The sequence below is a fragment of the Aeromicrobium endophyticum genome, from assembly GCF_003586285.1.
GTDB classification, from domain to species: Bacteria; Actinomycetota; Actinomycetes; order Propionibacteriales; family Nocardioidaceae; genus Aeromicrobium; species Aeromicrobium endophyticum.
The window spans coordinates 1199625-1224004 of sequence record NZ_QUBR01000002.1 but is presented as its reverse complement, the minus strand read 5'-3'; the positions used below and the strand labels follow the sequence as shown (position 1 = coordinate 1224004).

General features: G+C 71.7%; 23 protein-coding genes and 1 tRNA gene. 16 read left to right on the top strand and 8 right to left on the bottom strand.

Annotated elements, in window-relative coordinates; all coding sequences use genetic code 11:
• Positions 1-44 precede the first annotated feature (44 nt).
• Positions 45-1748: a glycoside hydrolase family 13 protein gene (locus DX116_RS16485; protein WP_119705286.1), complete on the bottom strand. Its 1704-nt coding sequence runs from the start codon at positions 1746-1748 to the stop codon at positions 45-47.
• 25 nt (positions 1749-1773) lie between these two features.
• On the opposite strand from DX116_RS16485, the gene ndk reads away from it, so the two are divergent.
• Positions 1774-2181 (top strand): nucleoside-diphosphate kinase, encoded by a 408-nt coding sequence (ndk, locus tag DX116_RS16480; RefSeq protein ID WP_119705285.1) that lies wholly within the window; start codon positions 1774-1776, stop codon positions 2179-2181.
• 118 nt (positions 2182-2299) lie between these two features.
• Here ndk and DX116_RS16475 read toward each other — a convergent pair whose 3' ends face one another.
• A complete protein-coding gene (locus DX116_RS16475) occupies positions 2300-2923 on the bottom strand; it encodes a hypothetical protein (protein WP_147393696.1) in 624 nt (207 codons plus the stop codon).
• A 71-nt stretch (positions 2924-2994) separates the two neighbouring features.
• Between DX116_RS16475 and DX116_RS16470 the strand changes: the two genes are divergently transcribed.
• A complete protein-coding gene (locus DX116_RS16470) occupies positions 2995-4926 on the top strand; it encodes a TIGR03960 family B12-binding radical SAM protein (RefSeq protein WP_119705283.1) in 1932 nt (643 codons plus the stop codon).
• Between the two features lie 165 nt (positions 4927-5091).
• A complete protein-coding gene (locus DX116_RS16465; protein ID WP_119705282.1) occupies positions 5092-5292 on the top strand; it encodes a hypothetical protein in 201 nt (66 codons plus the stop codon).
• Positions 5293-5304: 12 nt separating this feature from the next.
• On the opposite strand, the gene DX116_RS16460 is transcribed toward DX116_RS16465, so the two are convergent.
• A complete protein-coding gene (locus tag DX116_RS16460; protein ID WP_158592019.1) occupies positions 5305-6528 on the bottom strand; it encodes an MFS transporter in 1224 nt (407 codons plus the stop codon).
• A gap of 41 nt (positions 6529-6569) precedes the next feature.
• Between DX116_RS16460 and DX116_RS16455 the strand changes: the two genes are divergently transcribed.
• The 12 genes from DX116_RS16455 (at position 6570) to DX116_RS16405 (ending at position 16939) form a co-directional block, all read left to right on the top strand.
• Complete coding sequence (locus DX116_RS16455; RefSeq protein ID WP_199716106.1) at positions 6570-7334, top strand: TIGR03936 family radical SAM-associated protein; 765 nt, start codon at positions 6570-6572, stop codon at positions 7332-7334.
• A gap of 165 nt (positions 7335-7499) precedes the next feature.
• Positions 7500-10106, top strand: a complete 2607-nt coding sequence (locus DX116_RS16450; RefSeq protein WP_119705280.1) for an Rne/Rng family ribonuclease — start codon at positions 7500-7502, stop codon at positions 10104-10106.
• Positions 10107-10198: 92 nt separating this feature from the next.
• Complete coding sequence (gene rplU / locus DX116_RS16445; RefSeq protein ID WP_119705694.1) at positions 10199-10507, top strand: 50S ribosomal protein L21; 309 nt, start codon at positions 10199-10201, stop codon at positions 10505-10507.
• A gap of 12 nt (positions 10508-10519) precedes the next feature.
• Complete coding sequence (rpmA, locus tag DX116_RS16440; protein WP_119705279.1) at positions 10520-10783, top strand: 50S ribosomal protein L27; 264 nt, start codon at positions 10520-10522, stop codon at positions 10781-10783.
• Between the two features lie 162 nt (positions 10784-10945).
• The gene (obgE, locus tag DX116_RS16435) at positions 10946-12496 is read left to right on the top strand and encodes a GTPase ObgE (protein ID WP_119705278.1); all 1551 of its coding nucleotides are present in this window, start codon (positions 10946-10948) and stop codon (positions 12494-12496) included.
• Positions 12496-13584: a glutamate 5-kinase gene (gene proB / locus DX116_RS16430; RefSeq protein WP_119705277.1), complete on the top strand. Its 1089-nt coding sequence runs from the start codon at positions 12496-12498 to the stop codon at positions 13582-13584. Before obgE ends, proB begins: the two co-directional genes overlap by 1 nt.
• A gap of 93 nt (positions 13585-13677) precedes the next feature.
• Complete coding sequence (locus DX116_RS16425) at positions 13678-14925, top strand: glutamate-5-semialdehyde dehydrogenase (protein WP_233556840.1); 1248 nt, start codon at positions 13678-13680, stop codon at positions 14923-14925.
• A 65-nt stretch (positions 14926-14990) separates the two neighbouring features.
• A complete protein-coding gene (locus DX116_RS20170) occupies positions 14991-15143 on the top strand; it encodes a hypothetical protein (RefSeq protein ID WP_188111764.1) in 153 nt (50 codons plus the stop codon).
• A 5-nt stretch (positions 15144-15148) separates the two neighbouring features.
• Positions 15149-15793 (top strand): nicotinate-nucleotide adenylyltransferase, encoded by a 645-nt coding sequence (nadD, locus tag DX116_RS16420; protein ID WP_119705276.1) that lies wholly within the window; start codon positions 15149-15151, stop codon positions 15791-15793.
• Positions 15790-16143: a ribosome silencing factor gene (gene rsfS, locus DX116_RS16415; protein ID WP_119705275.1), complete on the top strand. Its 354-nt coding sequence runs from the start codon at positions 15790-15792 to the stop codon at positions 16141-16143. Before nadD ends, rsfS begins: the two co-directional genes overlap by 4 nt.
• Positions 16140-16799 carry a histidine phosphatase family protein gene (locus DX116_RS16410; RefSeq protein WP_119705274.1) on the top strand — a complete coding sequence of 220 codons (660 nt, stop codon included), beginning with the start codon at positions 16140-16142 and terminating at the stop codon, positions 16797-16799. The genes rsfS and DX116_RS16410 overlap by 4 nt, the downstream gene beginning before the upstream one ends.
• Positions 16800-16866: 67 nt before the next feature.
• Positions 16867-16939, top strand: a tRNA-Ala gene (locus DX116_RS16405).
• An 88-nt stretch (positions 16940-17027) separates the two neighbouring features.
• Here DX116_RS16405 and DX116_RS16400 read toward each other — a convergent pair.
• The 4 genes from DX116_RS16400 to DX116_RS16385 all read right to left on the bottom strand — a co-directional run bounded on the left by DX116_RS16400 (position 17028) and on the right by DX116_RS16385 (position 22492).
• Positions 17028-18263: a glycosyltransferase gene (locus DX116_RS16400; RefSeq protein ID WP_119705273.1), complete on the bottom strand. Its 1236-nt coding sequence runs from the start codon at positions 18261-18263 to the stop codon at positions 17028-17030.
• Positions 18260-20272 (bottom strand): mannosyltransferase YkcB-related protein, encoded by a 2013-nt coding sequence (locus DX116_RS16395; protein WP_119705272.1) that lies wholly within the window; start codon positions 20270-20272, stop codon positions 18260-18262. The genes DX116_RS16400 and DX116_RS16395 overlap by 4 nt, the downstream gene beginning before the upstream one ends.
• 84 nt (positions 20273-20356) lie before the next feature.
• Positions 20357-21772, bottom strand: a complete 1416-nt coding sequence (locus DX116_RS16390; protein ID WP_233556838.1) for a sensor histidine kinase — start codon at positions 21770-21772, stop codon at positions 20357-20359.
• 3 nt (positions 21773-21775) lie between these two features.
• A complete protein-coding gene (locus DX116_RS16385; RefSeq protein WP_119705271.1) occupies positions 21776-22492 on the bottom strand; it encodes a response regulator transcription factor in 717 nt (238 codons plus the stop codon).
• A gap of 129 nt (positions 22493-22621) precedes the next feature.
• On the opposite strand from DX116_RS16385, the gene DX116_RS16380 reads away from it, so the two are divergent.
• On the top strand, positions 22622-22969 hold the full coding sequence (locus DX116_RS16380) for a hypothetical protein (RefSeq protein ID WP_147393695.1): 348 nt from the start codon (positions 22622-22624) through the stop codon (positions 22967-22969).
• A gap of 6 nt (positions 22970-22975) precedes the next feature.
• Here DX116_RS16380 and DX116_RS16375 read toward each other — a convergent pair whose 3' ends face one another.
• A complete protein-coding gene (locus DX116_RS16375) occupies positions 22976-24343 on the bottom strand; it encodes a GntP family permease (RefSeq protein WP_119705269.1) in 1368 nt (455 codons plus the stop codon).
• Positions 24344-24380: the final 37 nt, after the last annotated feature.

The following is a 24380-nucleotide window of genomic DNA, read 5'->3' as shown; positions in this document are numbered from 1 at the left end:
CGCACGGCGTCTGGGGTGATGCCGGTCACAGGGTCGACACGAACCTAGTCTCGGGCCGAAGGCTCCGCAACAGCGGGTCGCGCCACGAGCCAGACGGCCTCGTCCGAGCCCAGCAGGCGCACCGGCTCGATCTCGCTGCTGGCGACGACGATGACGGCGTCGGCGGGCAGCTCGACGGGTGTGGCGCCGAGGTTGGCCAGCACCGTGACCGCGCCCGCAGGGGAGGAGACCGTGAACGCCAGGACGTCGTCGGGCTGACCGTCGAGCCACGTCAGCTCGCCGCGGCCGAGGCGGTGGTCGCGGCGCAGCCGCAGCAACGTCGTGTAGAGGTCGAGCGTCGAGCCCGAGACGCCGCGCTGCCGGTCGGGCGCGAGCTCGCCGTACTCGGCGGGCTGGGGAAGCCAGGAGCGGTCGGACGGCCCGAAGCCGAAGGACGGCTCGCCCGCCTGCCACGGGACGGGCACGCGGCAGCCGTCGCGTCCGATCGACGCGCCGCTGGTGCGCGCGAACGTCGGGTCCTGCCGGGAGTCGTCGGGCAGGCGGGTGGCCTCGGGGAGCCCCAGCTCCTCGCCTTGGTAGACGTAGGCCGACCCGGGCAGCGCGAGCATCACGGTGGTGGCGGCACGGGCGCGGCGCAGCCCGACGACGGCGTCGGGCTGGGGGCTCTCCGGCCCGATGCCGGCGATCTTCTGCAGCCCCGGCCGCTGGGGGTACCCGAGCCGCGAGGCGTGCCGCACGACGTCGTGGTTCGACAGCACCCACGTCTGCGGCGCCCCCACGGCCGCGGCCTGCGCCAGCGAGTGGGTGATGGTCTCGCGCAGGTCGGCCGCCAGCCACGGGGTCATCAGGTACTCGAAGTTGAACGACTGGTGCAGCTCGTCGGCGCGGACGTAACGGGCGAGAGCCTCGCCCGGCAGCACCCAGGCCTCGGCGCACAGGATGCGATCGGCGTCCTCGCCCTCGATGGCGTACGAGTCGGCGATCCGGCGCCAGTCGCGGTAGATGTCGTGGACGCCCGGCTGGTCCCACATGGGCAGGCGCGACGTCGGGTCGGCGGAGTCGTCGTCGGCGAGGTCGGCCTCGATGTCGGGCAGCCCCTCGGCCTTGATCATCCCGTGCGCGACGTCGATGCGGAAGCCGTCGACGCCGCGGTCGAGCCAGAAGCGCAGGACGTCCTGCATCTCGTCGCGCACCTCGGGGTTGGTCCAGTCGAGGTCGGGCTGGCTGGTGTCGAACATGTGCAGGTACCACTCGCCCGGGCGTCCGTCGGCCTCGGTGACGCGGGTCCAGGCGCGTCCGCCGAACTTGCTCTGCCAGTTGTTGGGCGGCAGCTCGCCGGACTCGCCCCGGCCCTCGCGGAACAGGTAGCGGGCGCGCTCGGGGCTGCCCGGCGGCGACGCGATCGCGGCGCGGAACCACGGGTGCTCGCTGGAGGTGTGGTTGGGCACGATGTCGACGATGACGCGCAACCCGAGGTCGTGGGCCCGGGCCGTCAGCGCGTCGAAGTCGTCGAGGGTGCCGAAGACGGGGTCGACGTCGCGGTAGTCGGCGACGTCGTAGCCCGCGTCGTTCTGGGGCGAGGTGTAGAACGGCGACAGCCACACGGCGTCGACGCCCAGATCGGCGAGGTACGGCAGGCGGGCCGTGATGCCGGGCAGGTCGCCGATGCCGTCGCCGTCTGCGTCGGCCCACGACCGCGGGTAGATCTGGTAGATCACGGCGTCTCGCCACCAGGGCGTGATGGTCATGGTCGGTCACGCTACGTTACTGGTCATGTCGCAACGCACCCTCGTCCTGATCAAGCCCGATGCCGTGCGTCGGGGCCTGGTCGGGCAGATCCTCTCCCGGTTCGAGTCCAAGGGCCTGACCCTGGTGGCGCTCGAGCAGCGCACCATCGACGCGGCACAGGCCGACGCGCACTACGCCGAGCACGTCGAGCAGCCGTGGTACCCGCCGCTGCGCGAGTTCGCGATCTCCGGCCCGCTCGTCGCGCTGGTGCTCGAGGGCGACGAGGCCATCTCGGTCGTCCGCCTGCTGAACGGCGTGACGGACGGCCGCGCCGCGGCGCCCGGCACGATCCGCGGCGACCTGTCGCTGTCGAACCGCGAGAACCTCGTGCACGCGTCCGACTCCGAGGAGTCGTCCGCCCGCGAGATCGCCCTCTGGTTCCCGCACCTCTGACCCCTCGGCAAGCGCACCTGGCCGCGAGCGGCGCAGTCTCGCGCTTCTGAGACGGCGCGCCGCGCAGAACTGCGCCACTCGCGACCGGGTTCGCGCCACTCGCGCGTCCGGGCGTCGCTCAGACGAAGGTGGGGGGCACGAGGCAGTGGACGACGTCATGGAACTGGCCGCGGACGTCCTCGGGCAGCCAGATCACGTGGTTCGACTGCGACGCCATGTCGACGTCCTCCTGCAGCGTCACGACGTCGACGACCTGCCGCGGGTTGTCGCGGTCGCGCGGCTCCAGCTGCAGAAGGGAGACGCGCATCGTCACGCCGAACGGGTTGGGGTTGACCATGCCGATGCCCCAGAAGTCGGCCGGCTCGTCGGTGGCCTTCTGCTCGAGGTCGATCATGACCGTGCGGGTGGGGTTCTCGAGCGCCGGGTGGTCGATCTCCTCGGCCGAGACCAGCTCGATGTCGACGCCCCGCACCTGACGTGAGCCCTGCCCGTCGAAGCGCAGCACCTCGGTGAGGGTCCCGTTGGCCGGCAGCACGGCGCGTCCGAGGTGCGAGCCGTTGACGGTGACCGTCGTGACGTGCGGCAGCTCCATCCCGTACATGCTGCGGGGCGTGAAGCGGAGCGTCGGCTGCACCGACACGTCGGTGTTGTTGGTGATCGACAGCGTCTGGTCGAGCGAGCCGTCGGCGGCCACCGGGACGTACCTGACGGTGAACGGCTGGGGCTTGCGCTGGCGTCTCACGCCGACCACCCTAGCGAGCCGTCGGCGGCACGGTTTCGGCCTGGTGGCGCTCACCGCCTACCCTGGGTGACATGCCTGTCGAGTCGCTGTTCCCCCGCCTGGAGCCCCTCCTGCCGTCCGTCGGCAAGCCCATCCAGTACGTCGGGGGCGAGCTCAACGCGACCAACAAGGACTGGGACGCAGCAGAGGTGCGGTGGGCGCTGATGTACCCGGACGCGTACGAGGTGGGCCTGCCCAACCAGGGCGTCCAGATCCTGTACGAGGTGCTCAACGAGCGCGACTGGATCCTCGCCGAGCGCACCTACGCGGTCTTCGCCGACATGGAGAAGGTGATGCGCGACAACGACATCCCGCAGTTCACGGTCGACGCGCACCGACCCGTGCGGGCCTTCGACCTGATGGGCATCTCGTTCTCGACCGAGCTCGGCTACACCAACTTCCTCACCGCGATCGACCTGGCCGGTATGCCGCTGCACGCCGTCGACCGCGGCGACGACGACCCCATCGTGATCGCCGGTGGACACTCGGCCTTCAACCCCGAGCCCATCGCCGACTTCATCGACGCCGCGGTGCTCGGCGACGGCGAGGAGATCGTGCTGGCGATCAGCGCGGTCGTGCGCGAGTGGAAGGCCGAGGGGCGGCCGGGCGGACGCGACGAGGTGCTGCTGCGCCTGGCCAAGTCGGGCGGCGTCTACGTGCCCAAGTTCTACGACGTCACCTACCTGCCCGACGGACGCATCCAGCGCGTCGTGCCCAACCGTCCGGGCGTCCCGTGGCGCATCGCCAAGCACACGCTGATGGACCTCGACGCGTGGCCGTACCCCAAGAACCCTCTCGTGCCGCTGGCCGAGACGGTGCACGAGCGCTTCAGCGTCGAGATCTTCCGCGGCTGCACGCGCGGCTGCCGCTTCTGCCAGGCCGGGATGATCACGCGCCCGGTGCGTGAGCGCTCGATCGAGGGCATCGGTGCGATGGTGCAGAACGGCCTCGACAAGACCGGCTTCGAGGAGGTCGGTCTGCTGTCGCTGTCGAGCGCCGACCACACCGAGATCGGCGAGGTCGCCAAGCAGCTCGGCGACCGCTACGAGGGCTCCAACACCTCGCTGTCGCTGCCGTCCACGCGCGTCGACGCCTTCAACATCACCCTGGCCAACGAGTTCAGCCGCAACGGCCGCCGCTCGGGCCTGACGTTCGCGCCCGAGGGCGGCAGCGACCGCCTGCGCAAGGTCATCAACAAGATGGTCTCCGAGGACGACATCATCGCGACCGTCGCCGCGGCCTACTCGCACGGCTGGCGACAGGTCAAGCTCTACTTCATGTGCGGCCTGCCCACCGAGACCGACGACGACGTCATGCAGATCGGCGAGCTCGCGAAGCGGATCATCCAGACCGGGCGCGAGGTCAGCGGTCGTCACGACATCCGCTGCACCGTCTCGATCGGCGGCTTCGTGCCCAAGCCGCACACGCCGTTCCAGTGGGCGTCGCAGCTCGACCACGAGACGACCGACGCCCGTCTGCAGAAGCTGCGCGACGCCGTCCGGGCCGACAAGAAGTACGGCAAGGCCATCGGCTTCCGCTACCACGACGGCAAGCCCGGCACGATCGAGGGACTGCTGTCGCGCGGCGACCGTCGTGTCGGCCGGGTCATCGAGGCGGTGTGGCGCGACGGCGGACGCTTCGACGGCTGGAGCGAGCACTTCTCGTACGACCGCTGGGCCGGCAAGGCCGAGGAGGCGCTGGCCGACGAGCCCGTCGACCTCGACTGGTACACCGTCCGCGAGCGCGAGTACGCCGAGGTGCTGCCGTGGGACCACCTCGACGCGGGCCTCGACCGCGACTGGCTGTGGGAGGACTGGCAGGACGCCATCGACCCCGACGGCGCGCTCGAGGTCGAGGACTGCCGCTGGACGCCGTGCTTCGACTGCGGCGTGTGCCCGCAGATGGACACCGAGATCCAGATCGGCCCGACGGGCAAGAACCTCCTGCCGCTCACGGTCGTCTGACCGAGCAGACCGGGCCGGATTCCCACGAGACCGTGGTATCCCGGCACGGGTCTGAGGTAGGCGGGGCGCGTCTGAGGTAGGAGAGGTGTGCGCAGGTCAGGGCATTCGCCCGATGTGGAGGGGCTGCCTCAGCGACGAGTGTGAGTGGTGTCGAGAGGAGACATCATGATCACCGAATTCACCGCCCAGTCCATCGCTCACCAGCAGGAGCACGAGCTCGTCCGGACGCTCGAGCGCCGCCGCCTCGCCGCCGAGCGCGCCGTCAACGAGCACGGGGGAGACCGTCTCGCCCTGATCGCCCACCTGGCCCGCGAGAGCCGCCGGGCCGCGGCGCCGCGGGCGACCTCCCCGCACCCGGCAGGCTGAACCGTCGGCCCGTCAGTCGCGGTGCTCGAGGCCCAGCGTGTCCTCGAGCATCACGGGACGGGCGACGATCGTCCCGGTCACCGCGATGACGCCCGCCAGCGCGATCAGGCACACCAGCGGCGCCGTCCACGACCCGGTCGCGTCGTGGAGGGCGCCGACGCCGAACGGCCCGAGCCCTGCCAGGAGGTAGCCGAAGCCCTGCGTGGTCACCGAGAGCGACGCGGTGCCGGCCGTCGTGCGGGTGCGGCGGGCGATCATCGTGAGCGACCACGTGAAGGCGCCGCCGCCGGCACCGAGCAGGGCGGCCCAGAGCCACGGCATGGTCGTGGGCGCCAGCAGGACGCCGAGCCAGCCCGTCGCCGTCAGCACCGCGAACCCCCATGCCAGGTACGGCCGGTCGCCCGTCAGGCGCATCAACCACGGCAGGCTGAGGGTCAGCGGGATGCCGACGGCGCTGATGAGGGCCAGCAGGGCCCCCGCCGCGCCGTCCGAGATGCCGGCGTCGGTCATGATCTCGGCGAACCACCCGAACTGCGCATAGGCGGCGGCCGACTGGGCCGCGAAGAGCAGCAGCATGGCCCACGCGAGCGGGGACCGCAGCACCAGCGCCAGCGGCAGGCGCTGGTGCGGTGAGGGTGCCGCGTGGACGTCCTGACGCAGCATCACGAGCCATGGCAGCAGCGCGACGACCGCGAGGACGGCCCACGCCGCGAGCCCCTGCCGCCAGCCGCCGAGGGCATCGGCGAGGGGGACGGTCGCGACCGACGTGGTCGACGCGCCCGCCATCAGGGCCGCTCCGTACAGCGAGCTGACGAGCGGCACGCGATCGGGGAAGTGCGCCTTGACCAGTGGCGGCAGGATGACGTTGCCGACGGCGGCGCCGGCGAGTGCCACGACGCTGCACAGCAGGAAGACGAGCTTGTCGTCGACGAGCGAGCGGGTGGCGATGCCGGTCGCGGCGAGCACCAGCACGGCGGCCGCGGCCCGGTGCAGGCCGGCTCGGCGCACCAGGCCTGCGGTGCCGACGCCGAACACCGCGAAGCACACGACGGGCAGCGTCGTCAGGACGCCGGCGACGGTCGCGCTCATCGTGAGGTCGTCGCGGACGCTGCCGAGCACCACGCCGATGCTTCCGACCGCTGCGCGCAGGTTGACGGCCAGCAGGATGATCGCGGTGCCGACGAGCCACCTGCCGCCGGCGGTGGGAGCGGTGGGGGAGGGGGAGCTCGATGTCACCGGTCCATCGTCCACGGTCGCCCCGCGGGTAGCCTCGACGGGTGACGACCCTCCAGGGAACCCCCAATCCCGAAGCGCCGAACCCGCAGCTGCCGATCGTGCAGAAGCTGCGCATCCGCTACGCCAAGCGCGGGCGGCTGCGCTTCACGAGCCACCGCGACTTCGCGCGGGCGTTCGAGCGTGCGGTGCGCCGAGCCGGCATCCCGATCGCGTTCTCGTCCGGCTTCACGCCCCACCCGAAGATCTCCTACGCGAACGCCTCGCCGACGGGCGCGGCGAGCGAGGCCGAGTACCTCGAGATCGGCATGACCCGCGCGTGCGACGCCGACGAGGTCCGCGGGCTGCTCGACTCCGCGCTGCCGCCGGGCCTCGACATCGTCGACGTCGTGGTGGCCAAGCCGGGCGCGCTGGCCGACCGGTTGCAGGGCAGTGCGTGGCAGATCGCGCTGCCGGGTGTCGCCGTCGATCACGCCCGTTCGGCGGTCGACGGATTCCTCGCCGCCGACGAGGTCCTGATCGAGCGGATGATGAAGCGGGGCTTGCGCACGCTCGACTGCCGGGCCGCCGTGCTGCGCCTCGTGGCGCGTTCAGACGACGCCTCGGCCGGACCGTGTGCGATACTGGACGTGGTTGTGCGACACGACACACCGTCGATACGACCAGACGACGTTCTTGCCGGACTCCGTTCCAGCGGGGGCCTCGAGCTCGAGCAGACGCCTATCGCGACTCGCTTGGCCCAGGGCCCTCTCGACACGGACGAAGGCACGGTAGGCGATCCACTTGCCTTCGACCGCGACGCGCCCTGACCGGGTGCCGACCGCGGCGGCAGGTGCGGGAGTCGATGTGACAGACCGGGGCGCGCCGTCGCACCCAGGCGCGTGGCGCAGGGGTTGACCGAACTTCAGGTCCGCAGGCCGGACCGCAGACGAGCCAGGGGCCGATCCCGATCGGCGCAGGGCGAAGGAGAGCGCATGCTCGACGAGAACGAGACACCCACCGACAGCACCACCCCCGCACCGCAGACCCGCCGCCGCGCGGCCGGCCGGCCGGCAGGTCCCCCGGCCGCGGTCAGCTTCTCCGCCCCGGCCGCGCCCGTGACGCCCGCCAAGGCGCCGAAGGTCGACGAGCCCGTCGAGGACGAGCCCGAGGCCGTCGTCGAGGAGCCGGTCGCCCCGGTCAAGAAGGCCGCCCGCCGGCGTCCCGCCAAGAAGGCTGCCGCGCCCGAGCCGGCACCCGAGACCGCCGACGCCGACGTCGACGACGATGCCGACCAGTCCTCGGCCGCCGCCGAGCCTGCTGCCCCCGCCGCACCTGTCGTGATGGCGATGTTCCAGGCCCCCGAGCCTGGTCTGGCGCCCGCGCGTCCCAACCGGCGCGAGGTCGAGCCCGACGCCGACACCGACGACCGCGACGACAACGACCAGGACGACGATCCCGACGCGCCGCGCAGACGTCGTCGCAGCCGTGGAGGGCGTCGCCGCCGCAAGGGCGAGAGCGACTCCGACGACTCGACCGACGAGTCCGGCGAGTCCGACGACGACACCGAGGACGACGGCAACGGCGGCACGCGTCGCCGCCGGCGTCGTGCCCGGGCCGGCGAGGGCGCCGACGTGCACCCCGACGACCCCGAGAACACGGTGGTCCGCGTCCGCAACGGCCGCAGCGCCGAGGACGAGATCACCGGCGTCCAGGGATCGACGCGCCTCGAGGCCAAGAAGCAGCGCCGCCGCGAGGGTCGCGAGGCCGGACGCCGCCGCGCCCCGATCGTCTCCGAGGCCGAGTTCCTGGCCCGTCGCGAGTCGGTCAAGCGCGAGATGGTCGTGCGTCAGCGCGACGACTACACGCAGATCGCCGTCATCGAGGACAACGTGCTCGTCGAGCACTACGTGGCCCGCGAGTCGCAGGTCTCGATCATCGGCAACGTCTACCTGGGCAAGGTCCAGAACGTGCTGCCGAGCATGGAGGCGGCCTTCGTCGACATCGGCGCCGGCCGCAACGCCGTGCTCTACGCGGGCGAGGTCGACTGGACCACGCTCGGCAACGGCAAGGCGCGCAAGATCGAGGACGCGCTGACGCCCGGCCAGACCATCCTGGTGCAGGTCAGCAAGGACCCGATCGGCCAGAAGGGCGCGCGCCTGACGAGCCAGATCAGCCTGCCCGGGCGCTTCCTCGTGCTGGTGCCCGGTGGCCAGACCAGCGGCATCTCGCGCAAGCTGCCCGAGAACGAGCGCACCCGCCTCAAGACGCTGCTCAAGGAGGTGCTGCCCGACAACACCGGTGTCATCGTGCGCACCGCCGCCGAGGGCGCCACCGAGGACCAGCTGACCCGCGACGTCACCGCGCTGTCGGCGCGGTGGGAGGTCATCGAGGGCAAGGTGGCGGCCGGCAAGGCGCCCGAGCTGCTCTACTCCGAGCCCGACCTGATGATCAAGGTCGTCCGCGACCTGTTCAACGAGGACTTCCACGGCCTGGTCGTCGAGGGCGACGACGCCTGGGACATGGTCAAGGGCTACATCGACCACGTGGCACCCGACCTGACCGACCGCGTCAAGCGCTGGGACAACCCCGAGGTCGACGCGTTCACGTCGTACCGTCTCGACGAGCAGATCCACAAGGCGCTCGACCGCAAGGTGTTCCTGCCCTCCGGCGGGTCGCTGGTCATCGACCGCACCGAGGCCATGACGGTCGTCGACGTCAACACCGGCAAGTACACCGGCTCCGGGGGCAACCTCGAGGAGACCGTCACCAAGAACAACCTCGAGGCCGCCGAGGAGGTCGTGCGCCAGCTGCGGCTGCGCGACATCGGCGGCATCATCGTCGTCGACTTCATCGACATGGTGCTCGAGAGCAACCGCGACCTCGTGCTCCGACGCCTCGTCGAGTGCCTGGGCCGCGATCGCACGCGGCACCAGGTCGCCGAGGTGACGTCGCTCGGACTCGTGCAGATGACGCGCAAGCGCATCGGCACGGGCCTGCTCGAGTCGTTCAGCCACGAGTGTGACCACTGCCACGGCCGTGGCGTCCTGATCCAGGACGCGCCCGTCGAGCCCAAGCGTGACGAGCCCCGTCGCGGCCAGCGCGGCGGCCGGGGCAATGGCGGCGGCAACGGCAACGGTGGTGGCGGCCGGGGCAACGGCGGCCAGCAGAACCAGGGCGGTCCGTCGAACGGCAACCGCGGCGGTGGCCCCAAGCCCGCCGAGCCCAAGCCCGAGGCGCACAGGCCAGACGCCCCCAAGACGTCCCCCGCACCCGTCCCGGACGCCCTGAGGCCCGTCGTGCCCGCTCAGGACGTCCCCGACGCCCGGAGCCCCGAGACTGCCACGGCGGCAGCCCCGGCAGCCCCGGCGGCGACCGAGACCGCGGCACCTGCGGCTCCTGAGGCGCCTGCCACCGACTCCTCGGCACCCACGGTTGCCGAGACCCCCGACAAGCCCGTCACGGTCCGTCGCACCACGCGCAAGCGTGGGTCGGCGAGCAAGCCCGCCGGTCCGCCGGCACCTGCCGAGCCGCTCCCTTTCGGTGGTGGCGGCGACGGGGGAGATGACCCCGTTTTGACCCGCGAGGGTCCGGCTACGTAAACTAGTCCTTCGGTGCGCTCAGCGCCCCGTCTTTCGCGCGTCCTGCTTCCTTGTGGGCGTGCCCCAGCGTTGAAATGAGTGAGGATTCCGTGGTGTACGCAATCGTGCGCAGTGGCGGCAACCAGCAGAAGGTTGCTGTCGGCGACGTCATCGAGATCGACAAGGTCGTCCAGGCCGAGGGCGAGACGGTGTCGCTTCCCGCCGTTCTCTTCGTCGACGGCGAGACAGTGACGGCCGATGCCGACTCGCTGGCCAAGATCACCGTCACGGCCGAGGTTCTCGGCCTGGCCAAGGGTCCCAAGATCGTGATCCAGAAGTACAAGAACAAGACCGGTTACAAGAAGCGCCAGGGTCACCGTCAGAAGTACACCCAGGTCAAGATCACCGAGATCAAGAAGTAGAGGACTGAGCACATGGCACACAAGAAGGGCGCAGCCTCCACCAAGAACGGCCGCGACTCCAACGCGCAACGCCTCGGCGTGAAGCGCTTCGGCGGTCAGCTCGTCAACGCCGGCGAGATCATCGTTCGCCAGCGCGGCACCCACTTCCACCCCGGCACCAACGTGGGCCGTGGCGGCGACGACACGCTGTTCGCGCTGTCGGCGGGTGCGGTCGAGTTCGGCCGTCGTCGTGGACGCAAGGTCGTCAACATCGTTCCGGACGCTCCGGTCGCGTAACGCCCGGAGCTCCACCAGCACCACCAGTAGCAAGCAGTACAACCAGTCGTTGGGGCGGTCCGCAGCTGCGGACCGCCCCACCGTTGTTTCACCGGTCCACCCCGTCCTGAGGTGCCCGGGCAATCGACGCCCCCCTCGGGGCCCGTACGGAAGGAGCGGCCGATGGCTGTCCCCAGCTTCGTCGACAAGGTGACGCTCCACGTCGCGGGCGGGTCCGGTGGCGACGGTGTGGCCTCGGTCCACCGCGAGAAGTTCAAGCCCCTCGGCGGCCCGGACGGTGGCAACGGTGGCAACGGCGGCAGCGTCATCCTGCAGGTCGGCGCCGATGTCACGACGCTGATCGACTACCACCACGAGCCGCACCGTCGCGGCACCAACGGGGCTCCCGGGGCGGGCAACAACCGCAGCGGCAGCAACGGCGACGACCTCGTGCTGCGGGTGCCCGACGGAACGGTGCTCAAGGACGCGTCGGGCGAGATCCTGGCCGACCTCGTCGGTCCCGGCACCGAGCTGGTCATCGCGGCCGGCGGTCGCGGCGGGCTGGGCAACGCCGCGCTGGCATCGTCCAAGCGCAAGGCCCCTGGCTTCGCGCTGAAGGGTGAGCCGGGCGACGAGCTGACCATCACGATGGAGCTCAAGGTCGTGGCCGACATCGGCCTGATCGGCTTCCCGAGCGCCGGCAAGTCCAGCCTCATCGCCTCGCTGTCGAGGGCCCGACCGAAGATCGCCGACTACCCGTTCACGACCCTGGCGCCCAACCTGGGCGTCGTGACGGCCGGCTCCACGACCTTCACCGTCGCCGACGTCCCGGGGCTGATCGAGGGCGCCAGCGAAGGACGCGGCCTCGGTCACGACTTCCTGCGGCACGTCGAGCGCTGCGCTGCGCTGATCCACGTCATCGACTGCGCGACCGTCGACCCCGGTCGCGACCCGCTGACCGACCTCGACGTCATCGAGGCCGAGCTCAAGGCCTACTCCGAGGCCACCGGAAGCGACCTGCTCGACCGTCCGCGCCTCGTGGCCCTCAACAAGACCGACGTGCCGGATGCCAAGGAGATCGCCGGCTTCGTCCGCGGCGAGCTCGAGGCACGCGGTCTCGACGTGTTCGACGTGTCGGCCGCCAGCCACGCCGGTCTGCGCGAGCTGTCGTTCGCGATGGCCGAGATCGTCGCGTCGCGCCGCGCGGCCACCCCGGTGGCCGAGGTCACGCGCATCGTGCTGCGGCCCAAGGCCGAGGCCGGTGTCGGGCGCGAGTTCACCATCGACCAGGTTAACGGCCAGTGGGTCGTGCGCGGCGAGAAGCCCAAGCGGTGGGTGCGCCAGACCGACTTCGCCAACGACGAGGCCGTCGGCTTCCTCGCCGACCGGCTCAACCGTCTCGGTGTCGAGGACGAGCTGCTCAAGCAGGGCGCCCAGGCCGGCGACGACGTCGTCATCGGCGACGAGGACAACGCCGTCGTGTTCGACTTCGACCCGCAGGTCAGCGCCGGCGCCGAGGTGCTCGGACGCCGCGGCGAGGACCTGCGCATCGACCAGTCCGACCGCCGCACCAACGCGCAGCGCCGCGAGGAGCTCGCGGCCAAGCGCGCCTTCGAGGCCGAGCGCCGCGAGGCCCGCGGCGAGAGCCGCGAGCCCGACTGGACCTTCCCCGAGGACGAGGATGACCTCGAGGGTGGCGCTCTCGAGGGCGGCGAGGGCGAGGACGTCCGCTAGTGGCGCGCGTCGTCGTCAAGGTCGGCTCGTCGTCGCTCAGCTCGGCCGGTGGCGGCCTCGACGGTGAGCGCGTCGACGCGCTGGTCGACGCGCTGGCGGCGGCCCGCTCCAGGGGCGACGAGATCGTCCTGGTCAGCTCGGGCGCCATCGCCGCCGGCCTGGCCCCGCTGGGGCTGGCGCGACGCCCGCGCGACCTGGCCACCCAGCAGGCCGCGGCCAGCGTGGGGCAGGGGGCTCTGATCGCGAGGTACGCCGAGCGGTTCTCGCACCACGGCCTCGTGGTGGGCCAGGTGCTGCTGACCGCCGACGACGTCACCCGCCGCAGTCACTACCGCAACGCCTTCCAGACCTTCGCCCGGCTGCTCGACCTGGGCGTCGTGCCGATCGTCAACGAGAACGACACCGTCGCCACGAGCGAGATCCGCTTCGGCGACAACGACCGTCTCGCGGCCCTCGTCTCGCACCTCGTCCACGCCGACCGCCTGGTGCTGCTGTCGGACGTCGACGGTCTCTACGACGGCGACCCGTCGGCCGAGGGCACCACGCTGATCGACGACGTCCACGGCGAGGACGATCTCGCGTCGCTCGACATCGTCCGCCCGAGCGCGTCGGCGATCGGCACCGGGGGGATGGTCACCAAGGTCGAGGCCGCCCGCATCGCCACGGGCGCCGGCATCCCCGTGCTGCTGACGTCGGCGGCGCAGGCCGGTTCGGCGCTGGCGGGTGGACGCGTCGGCACGACGTTCCACGCCACGGGTCGGCGCCGTCCCACGCGGCTGCTGTGGCTCGCACACGCCAGCACCACCAAGGGCCGCGTGCACCTCGACGCGGGCGCGGTGCGCGCCCTCACGCAGCGCAAGGCCTCGCTGCTGCCCGCCGGCATCACGGCGGTCGGCGGCACCTTCTCGGCCGGCGACCCGATCGACCTGCTGGGCCCCGACGACGTCGTGATCGCGCGCGGCATCGTCAACTACGACAGCGCCGAGCTGCCCGCGCTGCTCGGACGGTCGACGCACGATCTGGCCGCCGAGCTCGGAGCCGAGTACGAGCGCGAGGTCGTCCACCGCGACGACCTGATGCTGGTCTGAGCCTGCCGGGCGGTGCGCCGGCGTCCATCTCGGCGACCGCGGTGGACGCTGGCGCACCGCCCCGGAGGTCAGGGGCCCACTAGGATCTGGGGCGTGAGAGAACTGGTCCACGCCGCCGCACGGCGCGCCCGCACCGCCGCCGCGACCCTCGCCGTCACCACCCGTGCCGATAAGGACGCCGCCCTGCACGCCATGGCCGACGCCCTGGTGGCAGGCACGGCGTCGATCGTGGCCGCCAACGACGTCGACGTCCGGCTCGCCCGCGAGGCCGGCACGGGCGAGAACGTCGTCGACCGCCTGCGTCTCGACGCCGATCGCGTGGCGGCCTTCGCCCAAGGGCTGCGTGACGTCGCCGCCCTGCCCGACCCGGTCGGCGAGGTCGTGCGCGGGTCCACGCTGCCCAACGGTCTGCGCATGCAGCAGGTGCGCGTGCCGATGGGCGTCATCGGCATGATCTACGAGGGGCGCCCCAACGTCACGGCCGACGCCGCGGCGATCTGCCTCAAGGCCGGCAGCGCGGTGCTGCTGCGCGGCTCGTCGTCGGCGGCCCGGTCGAATGCGGCGATCATCGAGATCATGCGCGAGGCCCTCGCCGCCACGGGTCTGCCCGTCGACGCGATCCAGCAGGTGCCGGCCGACGACCGGTCGTCGGCCACCCACCTCATGCAGGCCAGGGGCCTGGTCGACCTGGTCATCCCGCGCGGCGGTGCCGGCCTGATCCAGGCGGTGGTCGAGCAGTCGACCGTGCCGGTCATCGAGACCGGCGTGGGCAACTGCCACGTCTACGTCGACGCCGACGCCGATCTCGACATGGCGCTTGACATCGTCCTCAACGCCAAGACCCACCGCACCAGCGTCTGCAACGCGGCCGAGTCCCTGCTGGTGCACCAGGCCGTCGCCGACACGTTCGTGCCGCGCGTCGTCGCGGCGTTGCACGAGGCGGGGGTCACGGTCCACGGCGACGCGACGTTCGTCGGTGCCCACCACGACGTCGTGCCGGCGACCGACGACGACTACGCCGCCGAGTACCTCTCGCTCGACATCTCGGCCCGGGTCGTCGCGTCGATCGACGAGGCCGTCGAGCACATCCGCCGCTTCTCGTCGGGGCACACCGAGGCGATCGTGACGTCGTCCCTGGCGTCGTCGACCCGGTTCACCACGGGTGTCGACTCGGCCGCGGTCATGGTCAACGCCTCCACCCGCTTCACCGACGGCGGAGAGCTGGGATTCGGGGCCGAGATCGGCATCTCCACCCAGAAGCTGCACGCCCGGGGTCCCATGGGGCTCACCGAGATGACCACCACGACGTTCGTCGTGACCGGCGACGGCCACGTGCGCTGACGGCGCACGCGGCTGTCGTCGTCGCTGATGACTCGCCGCCGCGACTGCACTGATATCCTCGCGTCATGCATTCGTTCCTCGTCGCCGCCGAAGAGTCCGAGCACCAGCTGCGCGACATCGGGATCAACCCGTACGGTGTCGGCGCCATCGCGCTGACCATCCTGGTGGTCCTCGTCCTGGCCCTGCTGGCGTTCGGCAAGGGTCGCGAGCACTCCTGATCCGCATGGACACCGCCCGTCGACGCGTCGGGGTCATGGGCGGCACGTTCGACCCCATCCACCACGGCCACCTGGTCGCCGCGAGCGAGGTCCAGTCGTGGTTCGACCTCGACGAGGTCGTCTTCGTACCCACCGGTCAGCCGTGGCAGAAGGCCGACCGCACGGTCTCGCCGGCCGAGGACCGCTACCTGATGACCGTCATCGCGACGGCCGCCAACCCGCGCTTCAACGTCAGCCGCGTCGACATCGACCGGCACGGCCCCACCTACACGATCGACACGCTGCGCGACCTGTCGGCGCTGCACCCCGACGCCGACCTGTACTTCATCACCGGAGCCGACGCGATGGCCGCCCTGCTCACGTGGCGCGACCACGACGAGCTGTTCGACCTGGCGCAGTTCGTCGGCGTCACCCGTCCGGGGCACGAGATGGACGAGGCGACGCTCGACGGCCTGCCGGCCGACCGCATCACCCTCGTCGAGATCCCGGCCCTCGCCATCTCGTCGACCGACTGCCGCGACCGGGTCGAGCGCGACGAGCCCGTCTGGTACCTCGTCCCCGACGGCGTCGTGCAGTACATCGGCAAGCACGAGCTCTACCGGGCGTCCACACCGCCCGCCGCGACCACCAGAAGAGGCACCACCACATGACAGCCACCGACCGCGCCGTCGAGCTGACGCGCGCCGCCGCCGACGCCGCCGACGACAAGCTCGCCACCGACATCATCGCCTTCGACGTCTCCGACCAGCTCGCGCTGACCGACGTGTTCCTGCTGTGCTCGGCCTCGAGCCAGCGCCAGGTCAAGGCCGTGCAGGACGCCATCGAGGAGCGGATGATCGCCCTCGGCGTCAAGGCGGTCAGGCGAGAGGGCGAGCGCGAGGGGCGCTGGGTGCTGCTCGACTTCCAGGACATCGTCGTGCACGTGCAGCACCAGGAGGAGCGGGTCTTCTACGCCCTCGAGCGGCTGTGGAGCGACTGCCCGACCGTTCCCGTGGCATGACGCTCGCATCCCACCAGCGACGCGTCGTCCTGTGGCGCCACGGGCGCACCGAGTGGAACGTCGCCGGTCGCGTGCAGGGCCAGACCGACACCCAGCTCGACGACGTCGGGCGTCAGCAGGCCCGCTCGGCCGCGGCGCGGCTGGCCGCCCTGCGCCCCGAGCGCATCGTCAGCTCCGATCTGGTGCGCGCCCACCACACCGCACTGCGGCTCGCCGAGCTGACGGGGCAGGAGGTCGAGCTCGACCCGCGGCTGCGCGAGATGAACTTCGGCGAGCGCGAGGGCATGACGTGGCGCCAGGCGTGGGCGGAGTTCCCCGACGGCATGCGGGCCTGGGTCGAGGGCGACCAGACCCAGATCCCCGGCAGCGAGACGTACCGGGGTGCGGGGGAGCGGCTGGCCGAGGCGCTCACCGACCACCTGACCCGGCTGTCGGCCGGCGGCACGCTGGTCGTGGTGGCCCACGGGGCCGTCCTGCGCACGGGAGCCTGCGCGTTCCTGCAGATCCCGGAGTCGCACTGGTCGAGCTTCGGCGGCCTGAGCAACTGCTCGTGGGCCGTCATGGAGGAGAACCGCAACGGCGACTGGTCCAAGTGGCGGCTCACGGAGTGGAACGCCGGGACCCTCCCCGAGCCCGTCATGTCGGACGAGGAGTGACCCCCGGTTTGGGCCATCCGGAGGCGGCACGCTAAGATTGGCGAGGCCCTGCTGAAGGGGCCAACGCGGGGCATTGGCGCAGTTGGTAGCGCGCTTCCATGGCATGGAAGAGGTCAGGAGTTCGAATCTCCTATGCTCCACAGACACCATCAGCTCGACGACACCGCCCGCCAGGTCCTCCTGGCGGGCGGTGTCGTTCGTGGTGGTCCCAGGCGGTGTCGCGGACGACTATCCGCGCACGACCTCGGGTGACGTGCGGTGCGAGCTCGCGAAGATCCACGACCGCATCAGGACGAAGCGCATGACCGTCACGAACAGGTTCGCGGCGGTGAGTGCCACGACCTCGACGAGCGGGTGCCCGTCCCCCTCGACGGCGCGCAGCGCCCAGATCGTGCCGCTGGTGACCAGCAGCCCGCAGGCGAACACGAGCAGTCCTTGGAGGTGGTGGCGGAGCGCTCGGTCGGGCCCGCGCAGACCGAAGGTGAACCGGCGGTTGGCCGCCGTGTTGGCCACCGCGGTGAGGGCGAGAGCGGCCGCATTGGCCTCGAGGGCTCCCAGGGCGCCCCGCAGCAGCAGGTAGAGCAGCCCGTACGCCGCGGTCGACAGCACGCCGATGATCGCGAAGACGACCATCTGCGCGCTGAGGCGACCTCTGGCACTGTCGGACGTGGCGCGGCCCAGCGCCTGTGCCACTTCGGCCAGCGGGATGCGTCCGCGCACCAACGACCACCCGAGCCGTCCCATGCCGCGCAGGTCGGCCAGCGCGGTGCGGACGACGTCGACCCGGCTGTCCGGGTCGTCCACCCAGTCGACGGGCACCTCGTGGATGCGCAGCCCGGCACGCTCGGCGACGATCAGCAGCTCGGTGTCGAAGAACCACTCGTCGTCCTCGACGAGCGGCAGCAGCTGGGCGGCGACGTCGCGGCGGATGGCCTTGAACCCGCACTGCGCGTCGGAGAACCGGGCACGCAGGGCACTGCGCAGCAGCACGTTGTAACCGCGGGAGATGACCTCGCGCCGCGGGCCCCTGGTCGTGCGCGACGTCCGGGCCAGGCGCGAGCCGATCGCCAGGTCGGAGTGCCGTGACAACAGGGGCGCGACCAGCGGCAGGAGCGCGTTGAGATCGGTCGACAGGTCGACGTCCATGTAGACGAGCACCTCGGCGTCGGAGCGCGACCAGGCCTCCTTGAGCGCACGACCGCGGCCCTTGCGGGTCAGGCTGACGACCCGCACGTCGTCGAAGCGGGCGGCGAGCTCGCGCGCGAGCCGGTCGGTCGCGTCGGTGCTCGCGTTGTCGGCGATCGTGATGCGGTGCTCGAAGGGCAGGCCCCGCAGGTGGGCTCGCACCTTCTCGACCGAGGCCACGAGGGCCTTCTCCTCGTTGTGGACGGGGATGACGACGTCGAGCGCGGGTGCGGGGCGAGGGGAGGTGCGGGCAGCGGGCGCCTCGACGGTGGCGGTCATCGGAGGCCTCCGCTCAGGTCGTAGATCGTCACGCCGTCGACGGTCTGGGCCGTGAAGTTCGCGGCCACCCAGGCGGCGATCTCCGAGCTGGAGCTGGACCCGCCGTTCGCCCGGCCGCCCATGCCCCCTCCACCGATGAAGTAGTGGATCTCGCCGTCGGCGACCCGCTGCTCGAACTGGGCCAGCGTGGGGCTCGGATCGGATCCGTTGAAGCCACCGATCGCCATGACGGGCAGCCCCGTGGCGAGCTGGTAGCCGGCCGCGGTGTTGGAGCCCACGGCGGCCGCGACCCAGGTGTACGAGTCGGCGTCGGTCGCCAGGAGGGCATCGATGGCGTCGGTCGACTGCGAGCCGTTGAGCAGGCCTCCGGCGCCTCCGCCCCGGCCACCGGGCACCTGCACCTGGCCGCCCGCCTGGTTCGGCAGCTGCCGTCCCTGCGTCATCCCGGGCGGCGGACCTCCCATGCCGCGGCCGCCGAAGCCGCCCGCGCCGCCGGCGCTGGGACCGGCCGACGGGATCGAGCCGGTGTGCGGCGTCGCGGCGGTGTCGACGGCATAGGCGGCCGGCCCGGCGATCACGGCGGCCAGGGCCGTGGCGATCACCGCGATCACCGCACGTCGGGTCAGCAGGCGGTGCAGCACCAGCAGGAAGGCCGACGACATCCCGACCGCGACCACGGCGTACCTGAGCCACGGCACGAAGTCGTCCGAGCGGTCGAGCAGGACGAAGCTCACGACCGAGGTCATGGCGACCACGAAGCAGGCACCCAGGGTGGCCACGACCGTCCGGCGCTCGTCCCACAGGATGCCGGCGCCGATGCCGACCAGCGCGGCGATCGCCGGTGCGAGCGCCACCGTGTAGTAGGCGTGGAAGATGCCGGCCATCAGGCTGAAGGTCAGGCCCGTGACCAGCAGCCACCCGCCCCACACGACGAGGCCGACGAGCTGCCGGTCGGAGCGTCCGGCGTGCCGGCGGAACCACAGGCCCAGCCCGAGGAGGACGAGCGCCGCAGGCAGCAGCCACGCCACCTGTCCGCCGATCTCGGACGTGAAGAGCCGGAGCAGACCCGTCTCGCCCCAGCCTCCGCCGCCGCCCACCGAGCCGGTCTCGTTGCCGTTGAGGCGTCCGACGCCGTTGTAGCCCAGCGTCAGCTCGAGGATCGAGTTGTTCTGCGAACCGCCGATGTAGGGACGGCTCGAGGCCGGCCACAGCTCGACGATCGCGATCCACCAGCCGCCGGCGACGACCATCGATCCGAAGGCGATCAGCAGGTGCTTGAGCCGCGTGCCGACCGTGACGCGCGCGGCGAGCAGGTACACCAGCGCGAGCGGCGGAAGCACGAGGAACGCCTGCAGCATCTTGGTCAGGAAGGCGAGGCCGACGAGCGCGCCGCCGAGGGCCAGCCACCGCACGTCCCGCGCCGGGTTCTCGATCGCGCGCACCGTGGCGTGCACCGAGCCGATCAGCAGCAGGGTCAGCAGGGCGTCGGGGTTGTTGAAGCGGAACATCAGCACGGCCACGGGCGTCACCGCGAGGACGGCTCCGGCGAGCAGCGACGCCCAGGCGCTGTGCGTCGTCCGGCGCACGGTGGCGTACAGCAGCCCGACGGACGCCACGCCCATCAGCGCCTGAGGCACGAGGATCGCCCACGACGACAGCCCGAACAGGCGCACCGACAGCGACATCGGCCACAGCGACAACGGGGTCTTGTCGACCGTGATCGAGCTGGCCGCGTCCGACGAGCCGAAGAAGAACGCCTTCCACGACTCCGAGCCCGCCTGGACGGCCGCGGAGTAGAACGAGTTGGCCCAGCCCGACGAGCCGAGCCCCCACAGGTACAGCAGCGCCGTGCCCAGCAGCAGACCGAGGAGGGCGGGCCGGACGTACGGGGAGTCGTCGTCGCGTCCGCGCCACAGGCGGTGGGCTCGAGATGGCATCGGCGACGCGGTGTCGTGGGCCGCGGGGGACTGGTCGGCCGGTCGTGGGGGCGAGATCGTGGTCTGGGTCATGGCATCCACGATGTGGCCGGGTGCTGGGGCGGCGGTGTGGTGAGTCTGTGCCCTCCCTGTGACCGTCCGCCCGCCGGGGTGCGGTCAGTCGGCGGGCAGCGTCAGCGAGAACGTCGTGTCGCCCGGGACGCTGCGCACCGTCGCTTGGCCGCCGTGCGCGTGCATGATCGCCTCGACCAGCGACATGCCGAGGCCCGCGCCACCGGAGGCGCGGGTGCGCGAGGAATCGCCGCGGGTGAACCGCTCGAAGACCGTCGGCAGCAGCTCGGGGTCGATGCCGGGGCCGTCGTCGTGGACGTCGATGCGCACCTGCTCGGCTCGGACCAGGCGGACCGACACGGTCGTGCCCGGGGGCGTGTGCCGCGTCGCGTTGGTGACGAGGTTGGTCACCGCCTGGTGCAGCCGCTGCTCGTCGCCCGTGACGGTGACGGGCTCGGTGGGGACGTCGAACGTCCAGCGTCGCTCGGGGTCGCGCACGCGCGCGTCGTCGACGGCCTCGACGACGAGGCGGGTCAGGTCGACCGGTCGACGCTCGACGTCGCGACCGGCGTCCAGCCGGGCCAGCAGCAGCATGTCCTCGACGAGGGTCGACATGCGCGCGGCCTCGGACTCGACCTTGGCGAGGATCTGGTCGGGGTCGTCGCGCCCGGTGCGGCGGCTCAGCTCGGCGTACCCCTTGATGGTCGACAGGGGGGTGCGCAGCTCGTGAGAGGCGTCGGCCAGGAAGCGCCGGACCTGCTGCTCGCTCTCGTGGCGGGCGTCGAGCGCCTGCTCGACGTGGCCGAGCAGCTGGTTGAGGGCCCCGCCGACCTGACCGACCTCGGTGCCGGGATCGGTCAGGCCGGCGGGCACGCGAACGGTCTGGCCCACCTCGCCGGACGACAGCGGCAGGGCGGTGACCTGGTGGGCCGTCGCGGCGACGTCGCGCAGCGGTCGCAGCTGGCGTCGCACCAGCAGGCGTCCGATGAACGCCGCCGCGACGGTGGCAGCGAGGGCGAGGAGCACCTCCCACCACACAAGGCTCGAGATCGTCCCGTCGACGTCGTCGCGGGGGAGCCCGACCACGAACGTCGAGCCGTCGGGCGCCGTGTCGGCCAGCACGCGGTACGAGCCGTACGCGGGCAGGTCGACGTCGTGCGCCGTCCCGTCGGCGGCGATGTCGGCCAAGGCGTCTCGAGCGGCGGTGGAGATGCGGGGTGCGTCGCCGCTCTGCGTGACGATCGAGCCCGGACGTCCCGGCACCACCGTGATGAGCCCGACGTCCTGCCCCCGGCCGGGATTGGGCCGGCCCTCGCCGGGACGCCCGTCGTCGAACACGAACATCGGTGCGCGCTCGGCGCGGGCGAGGGAGTCCGACAGCTTCTCGTCGAGCCGGTCGGTGAGGTAGGTCCCCATCACGAGGGTGACGGCCGCCGCGACCAGCAGGCTGGCCACGGCGACCAGGGCGACGACCGTGACGACGAGGCGTCCGGTCAGCGACGACGGCACGATCGACCGCACGGGTCAGCCGACCGGCTTGAGGACATAGCCGGCGCCTCGCTTGGTGTGGATCATCGGCTCGTGCCCCGCGTCGACCTTCTTGCGGAGGTAGGAGATGTAGAGCTCGACGACGTTGTCCTGTCCGCCGAAGTCGTAGTCCCACACCCGGTCGAGGATCTGGGCCTTCGAGAGCACCCGCCGCGGATTGCGCATCAAGAAGCGCAGCAGCTCGAACTCGGTGGCCGTCAGGTCGATCTCGCGTCCGGCCCGGACGACCTCGTGGCTGTCCTCGTCGAGGGCCAGGTCGCCGACCTGGATGACCGAGCTGGGCCGGGCGTCCATCGCACCGGCACGACGCATCAACCCGCGCAGCCGGGCGATGACCTCCTCCAGGCTGAACGGCTTGGTGACGTAGTCGTCGCCGCCGGCGGTCAGGCCCGCCACGCGGTCCTCGACGGAGTCGCGGGCGGTCAGGAACAGCACGGGGACGTCCGGCGCGAAGGCGCGGACCTTGCGCAGCACCTCCATGCCGTCGTAGTCGGGCAGCATCATGTCGAGCACGATCGCATCGGGGACGAGCTCGCGCGCCGCGGCGACCGCCTTGCGCCCGGTGCCGGCGGTACGGACGTCCCAGCCCTCGTAGCGCAGCGCCATCTGGAGCAGCTCGGCGATGTTGGGCTCGTCGTCGACGACGAGGACGCGGAGGGACGAGCCGTCGGCACGGGTCAAGGAGCTGGTCACGGCCCCAGTCTGGTGCTCGTGCTGGAACGTTGCCTAGGAGTCGGCTGTGACTCACCTGTGAGGCGCCGACCCAGGTGATGATGGGCTGCGTCACAGGTGAGTGACAGGGACGGCCGCGATCCTGGCGGCATGAGAGACATGGCAGACAAGCAGAGCATCGACGAGTCCGCGGGCACGGCCCGGTCGACGCGCACGATGGTCGTCGCGGCCCTCGTCACCGTGGCGCTCGGCGCCGGGGCCGGGGCCGCCATCGGCAGTGCGAGCGGTGGAGCGGACGGGTCCGGCAGGGGCTTCGCGGGCCGACCACCCGGACAGGCGCCGGCCGGCGGGCCGGCAGGGCAGATGGGCCAGGTGCCCGACCCGGCGAGCCTCCCGGGCCGTGGAGGAGCCGGCACGGGCGGGATGCCGTCGATGCCGTCGCCGCCGTCGACGGGGACCGACGGTGTCTCCGCCGACGGCACCACGGCCGTGATCTAGCCGGGGTCAGACCACCAGGGCGATCGCGATCACGGCCGGCAGCGACACGAGCGACGCGATGCTCGTGACGACGGTCATGGTCTTGAGCGCGCCCTGGGTCGTCAGGTTGAGCAACGACTTGAACATCCAGAAGAAGTTGCTGTTGACCTGCAGCGCGAACATCGAGCCCGAGGCGATCGCCAGACCGATGGCGATCGGCGCGACGCCCGTGGAGGCGACGACCGGCGCGATGATGCCCGCGGCGGTGATGGCCGCGACCGAGACCGACCCGATCGCCAGGTGGAGCAGTGCCGCGATGAACCACGCCAGCAGCACGCTCACGATGATCGGCGCGCCCGCGTCGGCCGAGAACAGGTCGGACAGCGTCTTGTCGAGACCGGTCGACGTGATGACCTCGCCGAGCGAGCCGCCGATGCCCGTGATGAGCAGGATCTCGCCGGTGGTGCTGAACCCGGACGAGAGTGCGGTGTCGGTGGACTCGCGGCCCGCCGTCGAGCGCGACAGCAGGTAGGCCCCGACGAGCCCGACGAACAGGGCGATGTTGGCGTCGCCCAGGAACGCGATCGCCGGGCTCGAGACGTCGAGCACGTCGGCGAAGGCCCCGAAGGCGATCATCGCCAGTGGCACCAGGATCGGCAGCAGCAGGACGACCAGCGGCAGGCCCCGCTCGTCGGACGTCGTCGCGCGCGAGCGCTCGTCGGCGGCCTCGGCCGATGCCGTCTCGCGCTCGGCGGCCGCACCGTCCTCCTCGTCCTGCTCGGGCCTCCAGTAGCGCGTGCGCAGGAGCAGCGAGAACAAGAACGTCGTCACGAGCGCCGTGAGGGGCCCGAGCACGATGCCGTAGACCAGCCAGGTGCCCAGGGGGATGTCGAGCAGGCCGGCGATCGAGACCGCCGCCAGGCCGGGGATCACGAAGACGTAGCCGGCGAAGATGCCGGTGCCGATGGCGCCGGCGAGCAGCGGCAGGCCCCGTCGGCCGATGTGCGGCGCGGACGACCGGGCCAGCGGTGCCGCGAGCACGACCTGGACGTCGACGTAGATCGACGGGAAGATCGTCGACAGCGCGCCGGCCAGGGCGTACGGGAGGCGGCCCGGCCCGACGAGCCGCAGCAGGGCGTGCACGAGCCGGGTGAACGTGCTCATCGAGTGGAGCAGGGCCCCGATCAGCACGCCGAAGCCGATCAGGAGACCGACCTCGGCCATGATCGAGCCGAATCCTGTGGTGATGGCCTCGACCGTGCCGGCGAAGCCGACGCCCGCCGCCAGTCCGAGGTACAGCGAGGCGATGATCAGCGAGATCACCGGATCGACCTTGAGAGCGATGATCAGGCCGACGGCCAGAACGATCGCGACAGCAGTGTGCAAGACCTCCACGGCAGGTTCCCCCCGGTACGACAGCTAGGTGCGTCGC

Excerpts from the sequence above, each read along its gene's own strand:
- DX116_RS16400 (WP_119705273.1), bottom strand. The coding sequence starts at position 18,263 with ATGACCGCCACCGTCGAGGCGCCCGCTGCCCGCACCTCCCCTCGCCCC.
- DX116_RS16450 (WP_119705280.1), top strand. The coding sequence starts at position 7,500 with ATGCTCGACGAGAACGAGACACCCACCGACAGCACCACCCCCGCACCG.
- DX116_RS16485 (WP_119705286.1), bottom strand. The coding sequence starts at position 1,748 with ATGACCATCACGCCCTGGTGGCGAGACGCCGTGATCTACCAGATCTAC.
- DX116_RS16465 (WP_119705282.1), top strand. The coding sequence starts at position 5,092 with ATGATCACCGAATTCACCGCCCAGTCCATCGCTCACCAGCAGGAGCAC.
- DX116_RS16395 (WP_119705272.1), bottom strand. The coding sequence starts at position 20,272 with ATGACCCAGACCACGATCTCGCCCCCACGACCGGCCGACCAGTCCCCC.
- DX116_RS20170 (WP_188111764.1), top strand. The coding sequence starts at position 14,991 with ATGCATTCGTTCCTCGTCGCCGCCGAAGAGTCCGAGCACCAGCTGCGC.
- obgE (WP_119705278.1), top strand. The coding sequence starts at position 10,946 with ATGGCTGTCCCCAGCTTCGTCGACAAGGTGACGCTCCACGTCGCGGGC.
- rpmA (WP_119705279.1), top strand. The coding sequence starts at position 10,520 with ATGGCACACAAGAAGGGCGCAGCCTCCACCAAGAACGGCCGCGACTCC.
- DX116_RS16380 (WP_147393695.1), top strand. The coding sequence starts at position 22,622 with ATGAGAGACATGGCAGACAAGCAGAGCATCGACGAGTCCGCGGGCACG.
- ndk (WP_119705285.1), top strand. The coding sequence starts at position 1,774 with ATGTCGCAACGCACCCTCGTCCTGATCAAGCCCGATGCCGTGCGTCGG.
- rsfS (WP_119705275.1), top strand. The coding sequence starts at position 15,790 with ATGACAGCCACCGACCGCGCCGTCGAGCTGACGCGCGCCGCCGCCGAC.
- DX116_RS16470 (WP_119705283.1), top strand. The coding sequence starts at position 2,995 with ATGCCTGTCGAGTCGCTGTTCCCCCGCCTGGAGCCCCTCCTGCCGTCC.
- DX116_RS16410 (WP_119705274.1), top strand. The coding sequence starts at position 16,140 with ATGACGCTCGCATCCCACCAGCGACGCGTCGTCCTGTGGCGCCACGGG.
- nadD (WP_119705276.1), top strand. The coding sequence starts at position 15,149 with ATGGACACCGCCCGTCGACGCGTCGGGGTCATGGGCGGCACGTTCGAC.